The 20822-nt window shown below is 40.1% G+C and carries 16 protein-coding genes; 3 read left to right on the top strand and 13 right to left on the bottom strand.

The features are described 5' to 3' along the window. Window positions 1-3 precede the first annotated feature (3 nt). The 8 genes from B5X76_RS10480 to B5X76_RS10445 form a co-directional block, all read right to left on the bottom strand. Entirely contained in the window at window positions 4-921 is a 918-nt protein-coding gene (locus B5X76_RS10480; RefSeq protein WP_079643066.1) for a TIGR01777 family oxidoreductase, read from the bottom strand. 47 nt (window positions 922-968) lie between these two features. Then, entirely contained in the window at window positions 969-2399 is a 1431-nt protein-coding gene (locus tag B5X76_RS10475; protein ID WP_079643065.1) for a phytoene desaturase family protein, read from the bottom strand. A gap of 176 nt (window positions 2400-2575) precedes the next feature. Further along, window positions 2576-5167: a TonB-dependent receptor gene (locus B5X76_RS10470; RefSeq protein ID WP_079643064.1), complete on the bottom strand. Its 2592-nt coding sequence runs from the start codon at window positions 5165-5167 to the stop codon at window positions 2576-2578. Between the two features lie 447 nt (window positions 5168-5614). After that, window positions 5615-7393 (bottom strand): acyl-CoA dehydrogenase family protein, encoded by a 1779-nt coding sequence (locus B5X76_RS10465; protein ID WP_079643063.1) that lies wholly within the window; start codon window positions 7391-7393, stop codon window positions 5615-5617. A 111-nt stretch (window positions 7394-7504) separates the two neighbouring features. Beyond that, entirely contained in the window at window positions 7505-8680 is a 1176-nt protein-coding gene (locus B5X76_RS10460; RefSeq protein ID WP_079643062.1) for an acetyl-CoA C-acyltransferase, read from the bottom strand. 64 nt (window positions 8681-8744) lie between these two features. Further along, window positions 8745-8993, bottom strand: coding sequence for a four helix bundle protein (locus B5X76_RS10455; protein ID WP_079643061.1), 249 nt, complete (start codon window positions 8991-8993; stop codon window positions 8745-8747). Between the two features lie 33 nt (window positions 8994-9026). Next, entirely contained in the window at window positions 9027-11453 is a 2427-nt protein-coding gene (locus tag B5X76_RS10450; protein WP_079643060.1) for a 3-hydroxyacyl-CoA dehydrogenase/enoyl-CoA hydratase family protein, read from the bottom strand. A gap of 362 nt (window positions 11454-11815) precedes the next feature. After that, window positions 11816-12271 (bottom strand): MarR family winged helix-turn-helix transcriptional regulator, encoded by a 456-nt coding sequence (locus B5X76_RS10445; RefSeq protein ID WP_079643059.1) that lies wholly within the window; start codon window positions 12269-12271, stop codon window positions 11816-11818. A gap of 375 nt (window positions 12272-12646) precedes the next feature. Here B5X76_RS10445 and B5X76_RS10440 point away from each other — a divergent pair, with 375 nt between their 5' ends. Then, entirely contained in the window at window positions 12647-13609 is a 963-nt protein-coding gene (locus B5X76_RS10440) for an isopenicillin N synthase family dioxygenase (RefSeq protein ID WP_079643058.1), read from the top strand. A 75-nt stretch (window positions 13610-13684) separates the two neighbouring features. Here B5X76_RS10440 and B5X76_RS10435 read toward each other — a convergent pair whose 3' ends face one another. The 5 genes from B5X76_RS10435 to B5X76_RS10420 form a co-directional block, all read right to left on the bottom strand. Continuing rightward, a complete protein-coding gene (locus B5X76_RS10435; RefSeq protein ID WP_079643057.1) occupies window positions 13685-14452 on the bottom strand; it encodes a porin family protein in 768 nt (255 codons plus the stop codon). After that, on the bottom strand, window positions 14452-15414 hold the full coding sequence (locus B5X76_RS10430) for a PCMD domain-containing protein (RefSeq protein ID WP_245801023.1): 963 nt from the start codon (window positions 15412-15414) through the stop codon (window positions 14452-14454). The genes B5X76_RS10435 and B5X76_RS10430 overlap by 1 nt, the downstream gene beginning before the upstream one ends. Beyond that, window positions 15411-15578, bottom strand: coding sequence for a hypothetical protein (locus B5X76_RS22260; RefSeq protein WP_245801022.1), 168 nt, complete (start codon window positions 15576-15578; stop codon window positions 15411-15413). The genes B5X76_RS10430 and B5X76_RS22260 overlap by 4 nt, the downstream gene beginning before the upstream one ends. Before the next feature lie 166 nt (window positions 15579-15744). Continuing rightward, complete coding sequence (locus B5X76_RS10425; protein ID WP_079643056.1) at window positions 15745-16104, bottom strand: MmcQ/YjbR family DNA-binding protein; 360 nt, start codon at window positions 16102-16104, stop codon at window positions 15745-15747. 17 nt (window positions 16105-16121) lie between these two features. Continuing rightward, window positions 16122-16682, bottom strand: coding sequence for a thioredoxin family protein (locus B5X76_RS10420; RefSeq protein WP_079643055.1), 561 nt, complete (start codon window positions 16680-16682; stop codon window positions 16122-16124). 407 nt (window positions 16683-17089) lie between these two features. Between B5X76_RS10420 and B5X76_RS10415 the strand changes: the two genes are divergently transcribed. Then, on the top strand, window positions 17090-19789 hold the full coding sequence (locus B5X76_RS10415) for an outer membrane beta-barrel protein (RefSeq protein WP_079643054.1): 2700 nt from the start codon (window positions 17090-17092) through the stop codon (window positions 19787-19789). A gap of 40 nt (window positions 19790-19829) precedes the next feature. Continuing rightward, on the top strand, window positions 19830-20720 hold the full coding sequence (locus B5X76_RS10410) for a GLPGLI family protein (RefSeq protein ID WP_245801021.1): 891 nt from the start codon (window positions 19830-19832) through the stop codon (window positions 20718-20720). The last annotated feature ends 102 nt before the right edge of the window (window positions 20721-20822 follow it).

Genomic DNA, 20822 nt, shown 5'->3' with positions numbered 1-20822 from the left:
GATTTATGTTGATTTTATCAATTGCGCTAAGGCGCTGTGAAGATAGCTATATTTGAATTTAAAACCATCTTCTATTGTTGTTTTTGTGGTCACAGCCACTGTTTGCAACAATAAACTTGCATCAATCCCTTTAAAAAAAGCTCCTATGTAGGCTAAAGGAGTAGGCATGCCAACACCAAAAGACACTTTAGCCTGTTCTCTAAAAGTCTTCATAAACTCGGCATTACGTACAGGGTGTGGACTACAAGCATGATAAATTGGTGCCGGTTGGTCTAATCCTATTATCCATAACACCATTTGTATTAGATCGGCTTCATGAATCCAGCTGACCATTTGTCCACCATCTCCTACCGCCCCTCCTAATCCTTTTTTTACTAATGGATACAATTCAGAAAACATCCCCGAATCTTTTGTCAGAACAGGACTGATCCTCAAAATAACCTTCTTTGTGTCGGTCAAATCCACCTGTTTAAATGCTTTTTCCCACTTTTGGGCCAATATCGCCAAAAAATCAGACCCATAGCTCATACTCTCTTCAGAGTGAAGTCCTCCTTGCCCACCAAAAATAGAAATTCCAGAAAAATTAATCCATAGTCGAGGAGGTGATTTCAACTGCTGTATAGCTTGACCAAGAAGTTTTGTGGGACCAATCCTAGAATCGCACAAGGACCTTTTATTTTGTTCAGTGAAACGACATTGAATACTCTTCCCCGTCAGGTTAATTAGTGTATCCACATTCTCCAATTGCTCAACCCATTCGCCAATCGTCTCACCGTCCCAATAAATTGGAGTGACTCCATTATTATCCGCCATCACTCCCTTATCCCGAGTCAAAATAAAAACCTCCATTCCTGATGTTAAAAATGCGCTAGCCAACAACCTTCCAAGATGTCCACTACCTCCTGCTAATACTATTTTCATCTCTATAAAATTGTTTTCTCATTTCATTATTAACATTCGCCCAATTATCAAGCAAGCTTTAGGCCATAATGATCGTCTAAAACCACCTTTGCTGCGGCTGCCCCGCACATACCGTGCACTCCTCCTCCTGGGGGAGTCGACGAAGAACAGATATAGATGGATGGATCAGAAGTCCTATAAGGTGTTAACGATCGGACAGGCCGTGTATACAACTGACGAATATCCATTATCCCTCCGTTGATATCTCCTCCAAAATAGTTTGGATTATATGCTTCCATCTCTTTACCATTCATAGTCGAGCGTCCGATAATAGTGTCCTTAAATCCAGGTGCAAATCTTTCAATCTGTGCTTCGATGACTTCTGTACGATCTACAATAGATCCATGAGGTACATGACAATATGCCCAGCCCGTATGTTTCCCCTCTGGTGCTCTCGTACTATCAAATTGACTGGGCTGCACAAATAATACAAAAGGCTTATCCACATATTCTCCCCGATGAGATCGCCACTCCGCTTGCGATATATCATGAATTGAATTGCCCAAATGAACAGTCGATGCATATTGGCTATAGCCATCTTTAAAAGGAGTTGGATCGGAAAGCGCCCAATCAATTTTAAAAACGCCCATGCCGTATCTATATTTTTGCAGCTGCTTCTTATACCCTTCGGCCCAGACCACCCCTTTTAAATCTAAAAGCTGTCTAGGGGTTAAATCCAAAAGCAAGACGTTATGACGGGGCAATTCGCCAATATCTCTAACCCAATGTCTTGTTTGAATCTTTCCTCCCAGTGACAGGTAATACTGTTCGAGTGCATTAGCTATAGATTGAGACCCTCCTTTAGGAATCGGCCAGCCGTATTTATTACCTACAGCCATTAACAGGAGACCGATTGCTGATGTGGCGCAATTGGACAAGGGCTGTATACCATGAGCTACCATACCCGCCCACAGTGCTTTTGCCTTCTCCGTTTTAAAACGATGGGCATTCCAAGTTGCAGGGATTAGCGCACTTAGACCAAATTCAGCTAAATCCAACGGATGTTTGGGAAACCGTAGTGGCCCCATTGTATCTAATAAAAGACGGTCTAATTTTTCGACAACAGGTTTAAGCAAATTTAGGTAAGCCTTGCCATCACTCCCCAATCCTAATGCCGTCTGTTCAATATCTTTATAAAGAACACCCACCTCTCCATTAACCAACGGATGTGTTGCTGCATATTTAGCATGGATAAAATCTAATCCAAATTTATCGAGAGGTAAAGTTTTCAAAAAAGGAGAGGCCAAAGCCATGGGATGGATAGCAGAACACACATCGTGTTTAAACCCCGGCAAGGTCAACTCCTTCGTACGCATCCCACCACCAATTGTATCCGCCCCCTCAATAATAAGTGTACTCAGACCTTGTTGTTGAAGTGTAATTGCAGCAGCGAAACCATTCGGCCCAGAGCCGATTATTATTGCATCGTATCTATCCATCCGAAAACATAAAGTATAACTAAGTTACTTACTTTAAATCAACTTAAAGACAATTCTAACAAATCCTTAATAGCGGCTTCGATTGTCCTTTCTTCTGGATATAGCGCTCCTCGTTCAAAAATGAGCTACCGGGAGACGATTAGCGCTCCCGAGTAGCTCTATATAGAGGTGGTCAGTTACTTTAAATTATAGCGTAAGGTCACTCCATAAGTCAGCGGATCCGCTACAACACCTGCATAATGTCCAAAATTACCAGGCGCAGCCAATAACTGTTCATAGTAGTCTTTGTTCGTTAAGTTTCGACTCCAAATAGTTACAGATAATCCATTGACTGCCCTAAATCCAACTCGTGCATTAGACAAAGTATAGGCATCTATATTCAAATAGGCAGAAGGTGACGGACTCGATGAAAATCGAGAGCGATAAAAAAGTTCTGTCCCCAAGAAATAGTACCCTTGCAGGCTTAGTAAATCGCCTTTTGCTGTTAATTCCAGCGCCAAAGACCCAGCCCACTTTGACACCCCCGGCAGTACTCCTCCTGAAATATCTTTAAAAGCCTCTGTTCCCCCCACTTCTTCAAGAGGCACAGGTGCATTGGTAAAGGATACGTATTTTGCGTCCGTATATGCCAAAGCACCATTCAACCGTAAAAAACTCCAAGGTCTGATCCCCCCATCCAGTTCAACTCCTTGTACACGAACTTTTTCGGCATTCGCCAAATACCCCCTATTTACGCCAGGATCTGGCGTTTGTACCAAGGTCTGATAATCCTTTATATGTGTTTGATAGAGTGTGACATTAAAAAATGAATTTTTGGAAAGATTTGTTTTAATACCAAACTCAAGGTGATTCACGGATTCTGGTTTTACTTCAGCCAATTCAACCGCTACTTTTCCATCTACAACGGGTAAACCGCCTACATTGACACCAATAGGCTTATAGCTTTTGGAATAGGTAGCATAAGCGTTATAACCCTGGCTAAACTTGTATTGTAAAGACAATTGACCAGAAAGGTTTGCTGCATCTGCATCTATATCAAATTGCTGGTTTGAATAGATACTATTTATGGCAGCCAATTGTTGTGCAGTGTATTCAATCGTATTTTCGATATATTTCTTTCGATCGTAATTGGCAACCTTCTTATCATAGTTATACCGTAATCCCGGTAAAAGATGTAGCTTTGAAGTTATTGCCCAATCTATCTGGGAGAATACCGCCAAACTCGTACTTTTAATTCCATACTCTGTGCGTATCCCTACACGATCTATTGACCCTGGTCCCCATTGTGTCTGTGCGTCATTACCTTTTTGAAAGCGCCAGAGCGCGTCTCCCGCTTCTTCAGTATGTACAGGATCTGTACGTAGATCCTGCCATAAGCCAAACAGACCAATGACACCACTTACGCGCTCATTAATCTGCCCTGCATACCTAAATTCCTGAGACCACTGGTCATGTTTTGAATTACCCGACGAAATCGTGTAAACCGGAATCCCTAAATAATCTCTATCATTCAACGGTACCCAATCCCAATACCTCCAAGCCGATGTCGATGTAAAGGTACCCTTACCAATTTTATAGTCTACATTTAAAGTAATGCCACCTAATTCATTGTCTGCACGGGATCTAGTATCTAAATCAACTTTTCTTTCAAAGGCACTTTTATACGGAATTTCGTAACCTAGATCTTTTATAATCTCGTCGAACTGTCGGTATGCTGTCCGTTTATTTTCGACGACTCCGGCAACTCCCCAGCCATATCCATCGGGACGTTGTCTCGTTACATCTCCAGTGAGTGTTACTTTTAAATCCTCGTTTGGGGTGAATAATAATTGTCCACGCAGTCCTAAATTATTTTGATCATTGATCTTTCTGTCAGATGATACATTATAAAAAAGTCCGTCCCGTTGGGTTCCTGAAAACGAAACACGGGCAGCTAATTTATCTTTTATAAGCGGGCCGGTAAATGCAGCTTTAGCTTGAATAAAACCGTAATTGCCGTAGGTTAACTCAAAATTCGCACCTGGGTTAAACTCGGGCAAACGGGAAGTAACATTAAAAGCTCCCGCTGTTGTATTTTTTCCAAAAAGCGTGCCCTGGGGCCCCCGTAAAACCTCTATCTGCTCTATATCAATAAAATCCAACCACGTAGCAGCAGGTCGGGCTAGATAGACTCCATCCACATAAAAACCTACCCCAGGATCTATACCATCATTTGTAAGACCATATGTAGACCCCAACCCTCTAATATTCAAAGTCGTATTTCTAGCATTGGAAGAATACAATTGTACGGTAGGAATAATTTCTTTGATTCTATTAACATTGAATGCGCCAGCATCTTCAATAGTGCTTGAGCGAACAATAGAAACAGGAATCGGAATATCCTGTATACGCTCTGTACGCCTACGTGATGTCACTAGAACTTGTTCCAAAGCATTTTGACTGGGGATCAATTCAATCAGGGTCGGAGAATGTGTAACAACTATTTTTCTAGACTGGTAACCAACATAGGAAGCGATAATCGTAAACGGTAATCGCTGACCTGTTACAAACTGAAAGTTACCATCTCTATCCGTCCTGACTTGATGTGTCACGGACTCTAACTGGACTGTAACACCTGCAATAGGCTCTTTAGTAGACGCATCTATAACAGTCCCAATAAGCGAAGCATTTATAATAGGCTTGGTTTCTACCTGTGCATACACATCTGTGCAAAATAGGACAATTATCAAAAGCGTAAAGTAAATTGGGGAAAACCCTATTTTTTTCATATGTTTAAATTGTTTAGTAGTGAAGAAATACAAGTGCCAACGCCAATTGAAAACTTGTTTCATTAGTAAATAAAGGGGAAGCAATGCTTCCCCAACTTATTTAATATATAGGGAGAGAAATTTAGATAGACATTCACATTCCACATGCCTGAGCACTGTGCAATACATGTAGAATTCTCGATTGATGAGTTTGCAATTTTTGGAAATGGACTTGTTTCATTTTAATAAAAGATAATTAGTTAGAAATATTTTCTACCGTTGCCAACGCCAATTGAATACGATAATAAAACAAAGATAAAAACAAAAAGCAAAAAGTCTACCTATTTAATAGATTTTATTTCAAAAACTCTTCATCATCCAACAAAAACATCTGTTTTATAGAAAATTAACCCCAAAAAAAAGCCTGTACAGATCGTACAGGCTTATATAATCAACCAAGAAAATTCTTTAAAAACAATATTTATTTTCCTCTATCAGCTTACGTGCAATACGCTGACGAGCATCTTTTACATTGAAAGGTTGCGCTTTAGTGAAGCGACGTAATCCTACCAACATCATATTCAATTCATCCCCCTCTCCAAAAGAGTACAAGGCTTCTTTACCTGCTGCACTAATCTTTTCGATGGTTGAATACAGATACACCCTGGCTATATCAGCCTGTACTCTAGTAGCTTCTTCTCCTTGGCTATGGTACAACTTTTCTGCTCTCAACAAAACAGATTCAGCGACATACACATAGCCTATGATATCAGCTATATTCATCAAGATTTCCTGTTCTTTAGAGAGCGACATCATTAACTTCTGCACAGCGGCTCCCGCAATCATCAATCCTGCTTTCTTAAGATTAGCGATTATTTTCTTCTCTGCTGCAAATACTGTTGTATCCTCATCAGCGAAATCGGGAATAGCCATTAACTCTCCTACCACTGCTTGAGCAGGCCCCATTAGATCCAACTCTCCTTTCATCGCACGCTTCAATAACATATCGACCACCAATAAACGGTTTACTTCGTTGGTTCCTTCGAATATTCGATTGATTCGTGAGTCCCGATACGCACGTTCCATTGGAGCTTCTGCCGAATAGCCCATACCTCCATATATCTGAACACCTTCATCGACTACATAATCTAGCATCTCCGAGCACCATACTTTGATAATAGCGCATTCTATTGCAAACTGTTCGACAGATTTCAACTTGGCTTTAGCTTCATCCATTCCACTTGCAATCAAAGCTTCATACGCATCATCGATGTTCTGACCAGCACGATAGGCTGCCGATTCGGTAGCAAAGAGACGAATCGCCGATTCCGCTATCTTATAACGAACAGCTCCGAACTTTGATATCGGCAAATTAAACTGAACTCTTTCATTAGCGTAGTTAACGGCAGTAGAAATTACTGCTCTCGCTGAACCAATCGTCGCTGCTCCTAATTTAATGCGTCCGATATTCAATATATTGACTGCAATCTTAAATCCATTCTCCCGTTCCGACAGCATATTCTCCACCGGTACAGCACAATCATTGAAGAAAATCTGTCTTGTGGAGGACCCTTTGATACCGAGCTTATGTTCCTCAGGATTCATTGTAATACCACCAAAATCCTTCTCTACAATAAAAGCTGTTAAATTTTTATCATCATCGATCTTGGCAAACACGATAAAAATATCTGCAAACCCACCGTTGGTGATCCACATCTTTTGCCCATTGATCAAATAATGGGTTCCTTCGGCATTCAGCTTGGCCGATGTACGACCTGAATTGGCGTCCGAGCCGGAGTTTGGTTCGGTAAGACAGTAGGCCGCCTTCCACTCGCCTGTAGTCAACTTTGGTATATATTTCGCTTTTTGTTCGGCATTACCATAATATAAAATCGGTAATGTTCCTATTCCTGTATGTGCTGAAAGCGCTACAGCGAAAGAAAAGCCTCCGCCTACCGCATCTGCCACTAACATTGAAGTGTTAAAATTCTTACCAAAGCCGCCGTATTCTTCAGGAATAGATACGCCCAACATACCCAGCTCTCCAGCTTTATCCATCAACTGTTGCATTAAGCCTTCTTCCTGTGCATCAATGCGATCTAATTTATTTAACACTTCGGCATCCAAAAAATCTAAACATGTCTGCCGAATCATTTTTGCTTCTTCGTCAAACTCTTCTGGAATAAAAACTTCGCTATATAGTGTTTCCTTAATTACAAACTCACCACCTTTAATTGTTGTTCTCATTTTTCTAACACCTTAATTTTTAACTATTTAACTGCCCATTTTAATATTTTGCTCTTACTTCGTCATGAACATTCAGTTGCAAATCTGACATCTATCATCTCACATCTGATACTAACCCATCATTTCAAAGATTCCAGCAGCCCCCTGTCCTGTCCCCACACACATTGTCACCATTCCATACTTCTTGCCTCTTCGTTTCAATTCATTCAGAATCTGCACGGTGAGCTTAGCTCCTGTACAGCCCAGTGGATGTCCCAACGCAATAGCTCCTCCATTGACATTCACCCGTCCTTCATCCAGCCCTAACTCCCTGATAACAGCCAAAGACTGAGAAGCAAAGGCTTCATTCAATTCGATTAAGTCAATATCTTCTTTTTTCAATCCTGCTTGTTCCAGCGCTTTTGGAATAGCAACTATAGGACCTATCCCCATAATACGTGGAGGGACACCTGCCACTGCATAAGAAATTAATTTAGCGATCGGCTTTAACCCCAGTTCATTCATTTTACGCTCAGACATCACCATTACAAAGGCTGCCCCGTCAGAAGTCTGAGAAGAATTCCCTGCTGTTACAACTCCGTCTGCAGCAAAAACTGGTCTTAAGTTGGACAGTGCCTCTAAGGTCGTATCGGCACGTGGACCCTCATCTGTGTCAACGATATATTCTCGCGTCGCCATCTTGCCATCTTTCAAGTAATTTTCCTTTACGGTAATAGGTACAACACCGTCTTTGAGATGTCCATTCTTGATAGCTTCGATTGCCTTTTGATGAGATTTGAGCGCAAACGCATCCTGATCCGCACGTGATACCTTATAATCCTGCGCCACTGCTTCGGCTGTCAGCCCCATTCCCCAATACCAGTCTGAATGCGCCATCGCCACCTTGGGATTGGGTACAATCTTCCATCCACCAAATGGCATACCCGACATAACCTCTGCCCCCCCAGCAATGATGACATCCGCCATGCCTGCCTTAATCTTAGCCGTCGCCGTCGCTATAGTATCTAACCCTGACGCACAATAACGGTTTACAGTGACACCGGGAACTTTATCCGTATCCAGTCCCATCAGGGATATAAAACGGCCCATATTCATACCTTGCTCTGCCTCTGGCATTGCATTACCTACAATGACATCATCAATTTCTTCTTTATTTAAATTCGGCACCGAAGCCACCAAATGTTTGATAACCTCTGCGGCCAAATCATCCGCGCGCATAAAACGAAAACCACCTCTTGGTGCCTTGCCTACAGCGGTACGATATCCTGCTACAATGTATGCTTCCATGTTTTTAGTATTAAGTAGTTAGATATTAGTATGTAGATTTGTCTAATAAATAACCTAAGTTCTTTCATATAATCAACTGCGTTTTGACTTCATATGTAAATGCATGTGCTATCGCAAGAAATTGAACAAACCCTTTATCAGAATTACGACCAGCTCCCTCAGCGATATTTGATGGAATTGAGACCGCAGCGCGATTAATTTGGCTAATTAACCCAAGTCGTTCTTTGTCAGGGAAACGGCTTGTAAGACTATAAACTTCAGAATCCAGTTCTATCGCCTTCTGCCATAATTTCAATTCCTTATATTGATGCATACATCTAAATACTAAGTACCAAATACTTGTCGTCTAATTACGTAACGCCTTTCCTTTTGTCAACATATGCTGAATACGTTCAAGCGTCTTACGTTCTGCACATAACTCTAAGAAAGCCTTTCGCTCTAGATCTAACAAATATTGTTCAGACACCTCCGTAGGGGCCGAAAGATCGCCTCCACACATAACCCATCCTAGCTTTTCAGAAATCTTCTTATCATGATCAGATATGTAATTTCCTGCACGCATAGACGAAGCTCCTACATACACTATGCCTAATCCCTGATTGCCTAACACCTTAATGTCGTGGCGTGGCGCTGGCTGTACATAGCCTTCATCTGCCAATTCTATAGCTTTGGCTTTGGCATCTGCCAATAAACGTGCACGATTCATGGTGATAGCATACTTACCTTTCTGCAGGTAACCTAATTCAAAGGCCTCAACGGCCGACGTAGAAACTTTGGCCTGACCTATAGTGAGAAATTTATCTTTTAGCGTGTTTTGTGTAATCTGATCATCTTTAAATTCGTCTGAAGCCCTTAATGTAAATTCTTTGGAACCTCCCCCTCCGGGGATTACTCCTACTCCAAACTCTACCAGTCCCATGTAAGTCTCCGCATGCAACTGTACAAAATCTGCATGCATGGAAAACTCGCAGCCTCCACCCAGTGTCAATTGGAACGGTGCTACAACTACAGGTATTGCTGAATAACGGATGCGCATCGATGTATTTTGGAACAGACGTACAGCCATATTTAACTCATCGTAATCCTGCTCCACAGCCATCATGAAAATCATTCCTATATTCGCTCCTGCTGAGAAATTTTTTCCATCATTGGAAATAACTAGGCCGCGATAATCCTTTTCGGCAATATCAATAGCTTTGTTGATACCTTGAATGACATCTCCTCCAATAGTATTCATCTTGGTATGAAACTCACAATTGAGAATACCATCCCCCAAGTCGATGATCGACACTCCAGAATTTTTCCAGATAGTTTTCTTCTCTCGAATATGGTCTAGTACAATTAGTTCCTCCGTCCCTGGTATCGCTTTATAAGATTTAGAGTTGATATCATAATAATGACGGACACCATTTTCTATCTTGTAGAATGATTCACAACCTGCAGCGAGCATATCATGCACCCACGGAGCGACCTCGCCATTCTGTCCTGGCAATCTCTTCTCTTCCTTTTTTATCTTTTCTAATGTCTCGCGCACACCTAAGGCATCCCAAACCTCAAAAGGCCCTATCTCCCAACCAAATCCGGCACGCATTGCATCATCTATGCGAAAAAAATCATCGGTTATTTCAGGAATCCGCTTCGACACGTATTCGAATAGTGGATAGTGCATGGCCCGAAAAAGCTCACCTGCCCTATCGGCCCCCTGTTCATAGACTTTCATCCGCTTACGAATATCTTCAACCTGTTTAGTCGCATCCAGAGTCGCAGATTTAACTTTTGACTGAGGGCCATACTCCAATGTCTTAAGATTTAAAGACAAAATCTCAGAACCGCCATCAGCTCCTTTTACCTTTTCGTAAAACCCTTTCTTCGTCTTTTCTCCAAGCCACTTATTATTCACCATCTGGGTAATAAAACCAGGCAATGCAAATACTCCTTTGGCTTCATCATTTGGTGCATTCTGATCCAAACCATTCGCTACATTTACCAATGTGTCCAAACCGACCACATCTGCTGTACGAAAGGTAGCAGACTTAGGGTGGCCCATGGCCGGGCCAGTATATTTATCCACCTCTTCCACCGTCAAATCCATTTGATCCACAAGGTGTGTCAGCGCCAACATCGAATATACACCGATTCGATTTCCAATGAAGGCTGGTGTATCTTTACACAAAACAACTGTCTTGCCCAACATCTTATCCCCATAGCCAACCAAGAAATCTACAACTTCTTCATTGGTTTGTGAGGTCGGAATAATCTCTAATAGCTGCAGATATCGAGGAGGATTGAAAAAGTGGGTACCGCAAAAGTGGGCAACAAAATCATCCGAACGACCTTCAGTCATTAAATGAATGGGGATTCCGGATGTATTTGAGGTGATTAACGTCCCTGGTTTACGAAACTGTTCTACTTTCTCAAAAACAGATTTCTTTATATCTAATCGCTCTACCACAACCTCGATAATCCAGTCGACATCAGCTAACTTAGCCATATCGTCATCAAAGTTACCCGTACTGATCCGCGTTGCAAAAGATTTACTAAAAAGCGGTGCGGGATTGGACTTTATCGCCGTTTCGAGCGAAGTGTTTACAATACGATTACGTACAGCAGGATGTTCTAGCGTAAGCTCTTTCGACACCTCCATAGGAAGTAGTTCTTTGGGAGCAATGTCCAACAGCAGTACTTCCACACCAATATTGGCAAAGTGACAAGCGATACGAGAACCCATCACGCCTGAGCCTAGTACGGCTACCTTTTTAATATTTCTATTCATATGTGTATAACTTGTTTTTTATCTTTCATATGGAATACTCATGGGTGTTTGTGCGGCGCTAAACATGAGTATTTCATATGTGTATAACTTGTTTTTTATCTTTCATATGGAATACTCATGGGTGTTTGTGCAGCGCTAAACATGAGTATTTCATATGTGAATAATCTGTCTTTTAATGGCCATTATCTTGTTCCGACATTTCGGGATGGAATATCCAAACCGAGTATAACAAACTCGCGATGTAGTTATTTTCAGCCGTGTTTGTACAACCTGTACTACATGGATATTTCATCCGTAAATACTTTTTTCCTTCTGTAACTAATAACTCATGAGTACTCTCTTGATATACAATAGAATACCCCCTATTTTGTCTCCACCATCTCCATTGATTCCGGTTCGTAATCATTTGCCAGATCATTCACCTTGGCCAACATTTTAATCAATTGTAGACGTTCCTTTTCAGAAAGCTCCGATTCCAAATACTCATTAAAACCGCGCACTACATTTTTTGCTACTCTACGCTTCTCTACGCCCAAAGCTGTTAAATAAACTTTGACGGATCGCTTATCTGTGGTGCTTGCCTCTCTATAGATAAAACCAAGAGCCTCCAAGTTATTTAACACCCGAGACAGCGAAGTAGTTTTTACTCCAGTCGAATTTGCGATCTGCGAGACGGCAGTTCCGTCCTTGTGGATATTAATTAAAATATACCCGGCTGCCTGCGTAAAACCATGTTGCGAAGCAATATTATTATATTTGTTCGCAACAGTCTGCCAGGCCGCTTTTAAAAAATAGTCAATTGTATTATTTTGGCTCATTGTTGATCATACTTACCATTATAGTTTATTATGCAAGCATATCAAATTTAGCAGATTAAGTTATATAATCCAAATACTTATGCAAATTTTTAATCCCCCCTACATCTAAACACTAAATACTGGCAGTCAGCAACAAACAATCTACGATTCTGTACACAAGCCTACATCGATTCATAATACACCTCCTTATGCATCGCGCATTTTTGCACAAACGACTACCCTTAAAGACCGTCAAGTTTTTTTCATAATGATGTTCTTTACGTTGGTATTCAAGAACTCTCTCGATACACTCGAGTTCTGTTCATTTTTGTAGGTGGTTGGGTGGAATCCTGAAAGTTTTATTTAGGTTTGTATTAGTTTTAATAACACATTAATATGGCATTAGTAAACATACCTCGACTGGACCTACTCCACTACACAGATGGTAGCACCGAACAACGCACACAGTTTGTGAAGGATATTGGTAAGGCATTCAATGAGACTGGATTTGTTACCATCGCAAATCATGGATTGAGTGATAAATTAATATCCGAGTTATATGAGACAGTAAAGGCCTTCTTTGAATTACCACAAGAGATTAAAGACAAATATGAGTTTCCCGAACTTGCTGGCCAACGTGGATATACAACAAAAGGAAAAGAGAAAGCTAAAGACTCAACAACTCCTGACTTGAAAGAATTTTGGCAGCGTGGACAGACTATCGTAGGGGAAGATTACTCTAAATCAGATTTTCCAGATAACCCTACAGTACAAGAACTTCCTCGTTTCGATATTGTAACGGGAGAAATTTATAAAAAACTAGAGAATGCCGGTCGCAATTTACTGAAGGCGATAGCGACCTATTTGGAACTAGATGAGAATTACTTTGAAGAATACGTTATTAATGGAAATTCCATCTTAAGAGCTATTCATTACTTTCCGATCAACAATCCTGAAAACCTATCTCCTGATGCTGTACGTGCTGGTGCACATGAAGACATTAACTTGATCACGTTGCTTATTGGCGCCTCCGCTGATGGGTTGGAAGTATTGACAAAGGACGGTGATTGGTACCCTATTAAAGCTAAAGGCGAAGATATCGTTGTCAACGTAGGCGATATGTTACAAAGATTGACAAATAACAAGCTGAAATCTACGACTCACAGGGTGGTTAACCCTACAATAGAACTGATGAAGACTTCACGCTATTCGGTTCCTTTCTTTTTACATCCGAAATCTCAAATGAACTTAGCTAGTCTGGACTCATGCATTGATAAAGATCATCCAAAGGTATATGAAGATTACACTGCTGGACAATATCTAGACGAACGTTTAAGAGAAATTGGCTTAAAGATGTAGATTAATTACAAGTTTCGTTCAATTAAAAAAGGTGAATCTAAATAGATTCACCTTTTTGCTAAAAACACTATAATCTTATCTTAACTTATAGCCTATACCTACGTTCATGAAAATGTTATGCAGCCCAAAGCTGATGCTCTCAAAGCCCGTTTTCATAATATTATTAAATCCGTAATCAAATTGTCCCAGTACAAAACAACGTTTTGAAAAACTATAATTGGCTCCTAGACTCATCCCTACGTCAATGGAACGAACACTCTTAGCAAAATCGTACTCCGCAAAATCAACATCAATCTTATCACCCGTCGGATCTATGTTGCGCATATATCCATTTGTAGCCTCTCCAAAGAATTTTTTCTTAACAGCAAATGCCACATAGGGTCCTGCTTGCAAATTCCATCGTTCAGAAAGCTGATAAGTCGCTTGTATTGGAATGGAAAGATAAAGGTTTTGAACTTTTGTAGTGATATCACCAGTATAATAACCTTTTATATTTTGGGACGGATCGTCGCTAGCGTTGAATGTCGTTTTATACCCCTTTACGGTAGCCTCTGTATTCATTCCTTTACCTTCAAATGTAAGCCCTAATGACATCCCCCATGTTCGATTGATAGGATAATAAGCTTTTACCCCTACAAAGAATGGGTAAGCGGGTTGATATCCCCTAATTTTACGAATCTCTGCAGGCAATGATACCGGAGTAGACCCTCCAATCTTAGTTCCCAATGTTGCTGTAAAACCTATTTTACTGAAGACGCTGTCTATTGGCTCTGATTCTTTTGCTTTTAAATAAAAGGATCCTACAAAAAGGAGTATCGCGGATATATAATATTTCAACTTCATTATTTTGTTATTATTTTTAAATCATCAACAATTAGTTTACTACCAACAGCTCCTTTAAAACTATCGCCATATTTACTAGAAGACATTACAATCGCGATATTGTATCCAAGATTAGCCACGTCTTCATCATTAAATTGCTTTATGTAATTGAATGGAATGTTGAACTTGACAAACTCTCCTACCTTCGTTGTACTGCCATTTCCCAATCTTGCAACAGCCACTACACTAAGATGGTTCAACACATTTGTACCGTCAAGATAGCTTTTCTTAGTAGAAGCCATCAACTCTTCCCGATTATAGAAAACAGCGTAGATATCACAAGAATCAGGCATGTTTACAGGTTTTAGGTCCTTGTCTGTCACCTGTGCTCCCGCTGTATACTTATAGTAGCCTTCCAGCGCTAACGGTATCTTATTGAATGGTAGTCCAAAGCGAGTTGCCTTAAGCGGATCACTCAACATTGGGCCTGTATCAAATGACCCAAGAAAAAGATTACCTGCAGCAATGGGTTTTTTGAAAGCAGCACCAAAAGAACCTGTTAATTTAGTTTCCATCTCTACCGCATATTCTCCACTAAGCTTATTTTTAGTAAATAACGTCGGATATGCCTCCGGAGCCTTCGTTGCTGTGGGATCAAATGATAACGTCAACGAAAAACCAAGATTACCAGACGACCAATTATCAAACTGCTGTCCATTGACCACATCATAAAAGGATGTATACTTGTTTTCTTCGTCAATATGGAAGTTTTCAAAACCAAAAAATGTCGGAACAGAGCTAGTTGAAGTTTCAATGATGGATACCTTATATTTTTTCTGAAACTGACCGTCCTCCGACGTAACAGTGTATTCAACCTTACCAGAAAAATCTTGTTCAGAGCCAGACAAAGGCGTAATAGTAGCTCCAGGAGTGACCTCAATGTCCAGTTTATATTTCTTTAAATCATATAACCCCGGTTTCACATAAATATTGCGTTGTTCGTAATCAGGGGTTCTGTCAAGAATGTACCTTCTTCGATATTGACAGCAACAATATCGGCCTCCATATTGAGCGGTTCATCTTTTATACAGCTACTCAGTAGCAGCGTCACTAAAAGAGTTAATAGTATTGTAAATTTATGTTTCATAGACTAATGATGTTTAAAATATTGCCATAGAAATGGAATTCTGTCCATTTAAGACCGCAAAGATAGTACAACTCTTGCATATATACCTGTTTTATCTCCGAAGCGTAAAAAGCACAAACAATTTACAAATCAAGACATACTCAACACATGAAGTTGGTCTGATATATCAAGACTCAATCTCTTCACGTAAGCGCTTTGGAAGAGCTTTAACGATAAGATCATAACTGTGATCTATCAATTTAAATAGAATATCATCAGCCAATTCTCTATTTGCAAAAACTGTATTCCAGTGTTTTTTATTCATATGATATCCTGGCAGAACGGTTTGTTCATATTTCTCACGAAGTTCGACCGCATACTCAGGGTCACACTTTACATTAAAACTCAATTGGTCTACCTGATCAAGTCCTACTAACAGAAACACTTTGCCAGCAACCTTGAATACTAGCGTATCTGGGCCGAAAGGCAATTCTTCAGAGACAGATTTTTGCATTATACAATATTCACGTAATTCTTCAATGTTCATAATAGAATCGTTTGAACCTAAACCCGAACTGTCAACAGTTCCATTAACTCCTTTTGGAGTTCAATTCCCTTATCTTCGTTATACCACTTTTGAAAATATTCCTTTATCTCCTCAAAGGACTTTTCCTCTTCTTTCATTTTCACGAAAAGCTGCTGTAACACCGCAGGTCGTGGTCCCCAAGTAGCTATATCTGCACCAGATTCATTTCGAATAATTAACTTTGGGATGGACTTACCTCCATCAGTAAGATACTGATTAATCAAAAAAGGCTCCGTATCTCGTAACTGTATATCTAAAACAATATTTGGATTATCTTTAACTAATTCATGAATCTGGGGCACAGAATGTGCCGCATCCCCACACCAAGGTTCTGTAATTAAAATCCAAGTCTGCTTTTCACTCAGCTCTAAAAAGAAATCCTTCGTCTCTTTATTCGCTTCAAACCGCTTAAGCCACCGATTCATCCGCGACCAATTCAGTTTTGTATAATTAAAGTATTCAGGATCGGCATAAGTTGGATATGCAGACGGATTAGCTAACACTTCTTCAAAATAATTTAAATATGCTTCAAATTTCATATGTGTATAAGTTGTCTTTTACCTGTATATAGTTATTGTTGAGTGTTTGTTCTCATTTGTATCATTGAACTCGTTGTACTCGGTTTGTTCTTTAATTGTCATTGACTTGTTCCGACTGGTCGGAATGAAAAATTCATCTTTTATAATGCACATATTTACTACCAACGGAGTGCATGCTACTTCGCGGTCACCGGTGCGTCTGCAGTCTATACTACATGAATATTTCATATTATAATTTGCTTCTTTCAAGACTATTGACGTGTCTCATTCAATTCGGATGGAACATCCTATCGTAAACACAAAAATAGTTATATCCGCCAACAAAACAGTCATCAAAATGTTGCAAAGCATTTAACATTATTTAATAAATGTTCACTCTATCTTTGAGACGTGTTTAAACCAATTAAATGAAAATATTTATATTTAGTCTGCTTATTCTTATCGCCACAAACCATGTTTATGGCCAGCACACCTTGTCTGGTAAAATCATCGACAAATCAGACAACAAGCCTCTAACAAATGCTTCTATCGTCTTACTGGACCAAGACTCTATCATGAGATACTTTACAAGAGCGGATGAAGATGGCAAGTTCTTGTTTAACAAATTAGCAGATTCTACATATACACTTATTGTATCCTATCCAAAATTTGAGCTAATTTCTAGAAAAGTCAAACTAGACAACCAAACCTCGCTACCTCCTATAGCATTAAGCTCGCAGGCGAATCTTATTGAGGAGGTCGTGATTCAGCAACGTCTACCCATACGAATCAAAGGAGATACCTTAGAATATGATGCTGGAAGTTTCGAAACTGAAAAAAATGCAAAATTAGAAGACTTACTGCGTCGCCTGCCCGGACTTTCTGTTTCAGGAGACGGAAAAATAACCGCAAACGGCAAGTCGGTATCAAAAGTTCTAATCGATGGCGAAGAATTTTTTGGTTATGATCCGAAGATTGCTATTCGAAACATCCGTGCGGATGCAGTGGATAAGGTACAGGTATACGAAAGAAAATCCAAAGAGGCCGAACTAACGGGAATAGATGATGGTGTGCGTGAAGTTACGGTCAATGCGGTTCTTAAAGAAGAAGCTAGGAACGGGATTTTTGGTAATATTGAAGCACTCGCTGGCACAGCAGATCTTTTTGCAGCAAACTTATTCGCGGCCAAATTCAATCGTACGGAGCGCATCGGTGTCACAGCAAACACCAATAATATGGGAGCCGGTACAGGAGGACGAGAAGGCAGTTTACGTATGAACAGCCAGATCACCGGCAATCCGCTTAGTACCTCGGTGGGGGCTAACTATGAAAATCAGTTTTTTCAAAAGAAAGTCAACTTCAACGGAAACTATAATTTCAACACAAACAGCAACAGCAATGAAAGAGAATCTTTCAACAAGCAACTATTACCAGGGGATATTGTTCAGGAATCACAAAGCAGTTCTAAGACGGCAAATTCATCAGACACACATGGTGTACGATCAGAGATTAGATATAGAATTGACTCTACATCTAATATGGAAATTAGCGTAGGAGCTAATTTCTCAAACAATTACAGCCGTAGTGAATCACAAAACTACACCACTGAAAACGGAAAAGATTTCACCAACTTGGGTGACACAACGAATACTAATGGTCAGGCACGCTCCAACGATATACGAATCAATTACCGGAAACGTCTGAACAAAAGAGGAAGTTCACTAAACTTCCATTTTAACAACAGCTATAATAAAAACTACTCGAAGAGCATCGTTGACCAGACTACTATATATTATGTAAAAGGGGACACGACTATTCTCAACCAAGACAGGATTAACAATAGCAACGGCAACAATATTTCAGGACAGATTCAATATTCAGACCGTATCTCCAATAAAATCAATTACTCCTTGGGCTATAACATGAGTAATTCGACAAATAAAACCCTAGTCGAAGCATTTAATCAGAGAAACAGCAATAATCCTGTACTGGATATAGAATATTCACAAGATCAAAAAACGGTGAATACCAGCCATGGAATGGTAGCTAACATCAATTATTTCACGGAAAAAATATCAGTAAATCTTTCTAACCGTACAAATTTCAGAGATCAATCCTTGACAGATGACTATAGAAATATAGACCTCGATCGTACATTTTGGGACAATGATATGAATATGAATGCCAATTACAGAATCTCCAATAGAAAGAATTTAGGGTTGAATTACCAAAACAACTTTAATATCCCTTCGTTCGGACAGTTACAGGAGCTACAGCCACAGACAAATCCTCTATTCGTACAAAAAGGTAATCCGGATCTGAAGCGATCAAACAATAATTCCTTCCGACTGAATTATAACACAATGAGCCTGCTAAAAGGAACGAGTTGGAACATGAACGCCGATATATCATTTACTACAGACCCTATTGTAAACCAACGTATAATAGATACCGCGACTGGGGTAACCACTAGCTCTTACATTAATGTACTAGGGAAATCAAGTTGGCGTGCTGGAATGAACAGTAATTTCAACAAGCCTATATTCGATAGAAAAGCACAGCTTAACATCTTTAGCGGATTGAACTATAACAATGGCTTCAGCTTTATAAAATATGGCAACGATATAAAAAACCAGCAGTATGAGCTGAATAACGAACAGACGACCAGCCTATCTACCGGCATCGGCATCAATGAGCAAGACTCTAAAGGATTAGACTATGACTTTAGCTGGAGAATCAGTGCCGACAACCAACGAAATAGCCTACAAAAGGAATTCAACTATACAAGCTTCAATACTGGGGCCTCTGGATTATTTAAGTATTTCCTTCCAAAAAAATTCAATATCAGCAGTAACATTAATTATTCCCTAGATGGTCCGACAAAGTTCTACAACAAGAGTCTACACCAGTTTTATGTCAATGCCGAAATCAGCAAAAAATTATTAAAAAACGAGAGCCTCACAGCAAGCTTAAAGGGTTTTGATATATTCAACACCTTCAATAACACGAATCGATCGTCGTCAGAATCCAGCTTTAATGAATCAAAGCAACTCATGCTGACCCGGTATGTCCTACTAGGCTTGAAATGGGATTTTAATAAAAATTTAGGTAAAAAAAATAATGGCTAATTGTCAAATAACAATGAATACGAAAAAAATTATATCCAAGATGAGCAAACTAATAGCACTAGCGTGTATACTTTTAGTGAGCAAACTTGCGAGTGCACAATATGCTTATTTCGGAACACGAGGAACAATATCCTTCGATAAAGTAACCTATACACGTGCTCAAACACGCGAGATGATGAAAAAATTTGAACAGGCTTCTCCTGGGCGCATGGGCGGGATGCACTTTTGGGGCGGAGATATAAACAGTATGCCTGATTCAAGAACCGAAAAAATGACTATGCAATTTGATGAAAATGGTAGTCTTTTAGCTCCTATCGAAGAAGATGAAGATAAAAATAGCAGTCGGGGTCAACGTGGCAATATTGGAGGAGGTAGAGGAAACAGAGGCGGTGCGATGGGGGCCATCAGCGTCCAGGGTGGTGGCGGAGCCGTCGTTATGAGAGGAGGTGGCGCTTCCCGGCGAAATAGCGCCAAAGTCCTATACCAAAACTTAAAGTCAAACACCGCAGAGGTACAGATTGAACTAGATGACAAGTATATCCTAAAAGATTCGCTTTCCAAAGTAACTTGGCGCTTCACCGATGAGTATCGAAATATTGCGGGTTTTGAATGCCGCAGGGTAAATGGTGCTACACCAGACTCGTTGTACCTCGTCGCTTTCTACACCGACCAGATTCCTGTATCCGGAGGGCCTGCGTTGAGTCATGGTCTCCCCGGTATGATACTTGGACTGGCAATACCTGAAATGCATATTCAGTACTGGGCGACAAATGTTGCTTATCACAATGAACTCGTACCCACAGACTGGAAGGATAAAAAATCTAAGCCTATGACGTTAGATGAATTCTCCAATGCTGTTGGCAGATTCTTTCAACGAGGACGTGACAGTGGTTCGGCAAAAAAGAATATTTTGGAACAATTAATCTATTAAAAAAGACATTTTGTCACAGTACTGTGTCATATTACAGACAATTTGATGCAGTTTTTTCTTTTTTTTAGGCAAACATTTTGTTGGCATAAGGGTTGTTGTATA

It is taken from the genome of Sphingobacterium nematocida, from assembly GCF_900168125.1.
GTDB lineage: Bacteria > Bacteroidota > Bacteroidia > Sphingobacteriales > Sphingobacteriaceae > Sphingobacterium > Sphingobacterium nematocida.
The sequence above is the reverse complement of the archived record's forward strand: the minus strand, read 5'-3'. Positions and strand labels throughout refer to the sequence as shown.

Bases quoted from the DNA above. Each gene is read 5' to 3' on its own strand.
- B5X76_RS10480 (WP_079643066.1), bottom strand. From the start codon at position 921: ATGAAAATAGTATTAGCAGGAGGTAGTGGACATCTTGGAAGGTTGTTG.
- B5X76_RS10475 (WP_079643065.1), bottom strand. From the start codon at position 2,399: ATGGATAGATACGATGCAATAATAATCGGCTCTGGGCCGAATGGTTTC.
- B5X76_RS10470 (WP_079643064.1), bottom strand. From the start codon at position 5,167: ATGAAAAAAATAGGGTTTTCCCCAATTTACTTTACGCTTTTGATAATT.
- B5X76_RS10465 (WP_079643063.1), bottom strand. From the start codon at position 7,393: ATGAGAACAACAATTAAAGGTGGTGAGTTTGTAATTAAGGAAACACTA.
- B5X76_RS10460 (WP_079643062.1), bottom strand. From the start codon at position 8,680: ATGGAAGCATACATTGTAGCAGGATATCGTACCGCTGTAGGCAAGGCA.
- B5X76_RS10455 (WP_079643061.1), bottom strand. From the start codon at position 8,993: ATGCATCAATATAAGGAATTGAAATTATGGCAGAAGGCGATAGAACTG.
- B5X76_RS10450 (WP_079643060.1), bottom strand. From the start codon at position 11,453: ATGAATAGAAATATTAAAAAGGTAGCCGTACTAGGCTCAGGCGTGATG.
- B5X76_RS10445 (WP_079643059.1), bottom strand. From the start codon at position 12,271: ATGAGCCAAAATAATACAATTGACTATTTTTTAAAAGCGGCCTGGCAG.
- B5X76_RS10440 (WP_079643058.1), top strand. From the start codon at position 12,647: ATGGCATTAGTAAACATACCTCGACTGGACCTACTCCACTACACAGAT.
- B5X76_RS10435 (WP_079643057.1), bottom strand. From the start codon at position 14,452: ATGAAGTTGAAATATTATATATCCGCGATACTCCTTTTTGTAGGATCC.
- B5X76_RS22260 (WP_245801022.1), bottom strand. From the start codon at position 15,578: ATGAAACATAAATTTACAATACTATTAACTCTTTTAGTGACGCTGCTA.
- B5X76_RS10425 (WP_079643056.1), bottom strand. From the start codon at position 16,104: ATGAACATTGAAGAATTACGTGAATATTGTATAATGCAAAAATCTGTC.
- B5X76_RS10420 (WP_079643055.1), bottom strand. From the start codon at position 16,682: ATGAAATTTGAAGCATATTTAAATTATTTTGAAGAAGTGTTAGCTAAT.
- B5X76_RS10415 (WP_079643054.1), top strand. From the start codon at position 17,090: ATGAAAATATTTATATTTAGTCTGCTTATTCTTATCGCCACAAACCAT.
- B5X76_RS10410 (WP_245801021.1), top strand. From the start codon at position 19,830: ATGAGCAAACTAATAGCACTAGCGTGTATACTTTTAGTGAGCAAACTT.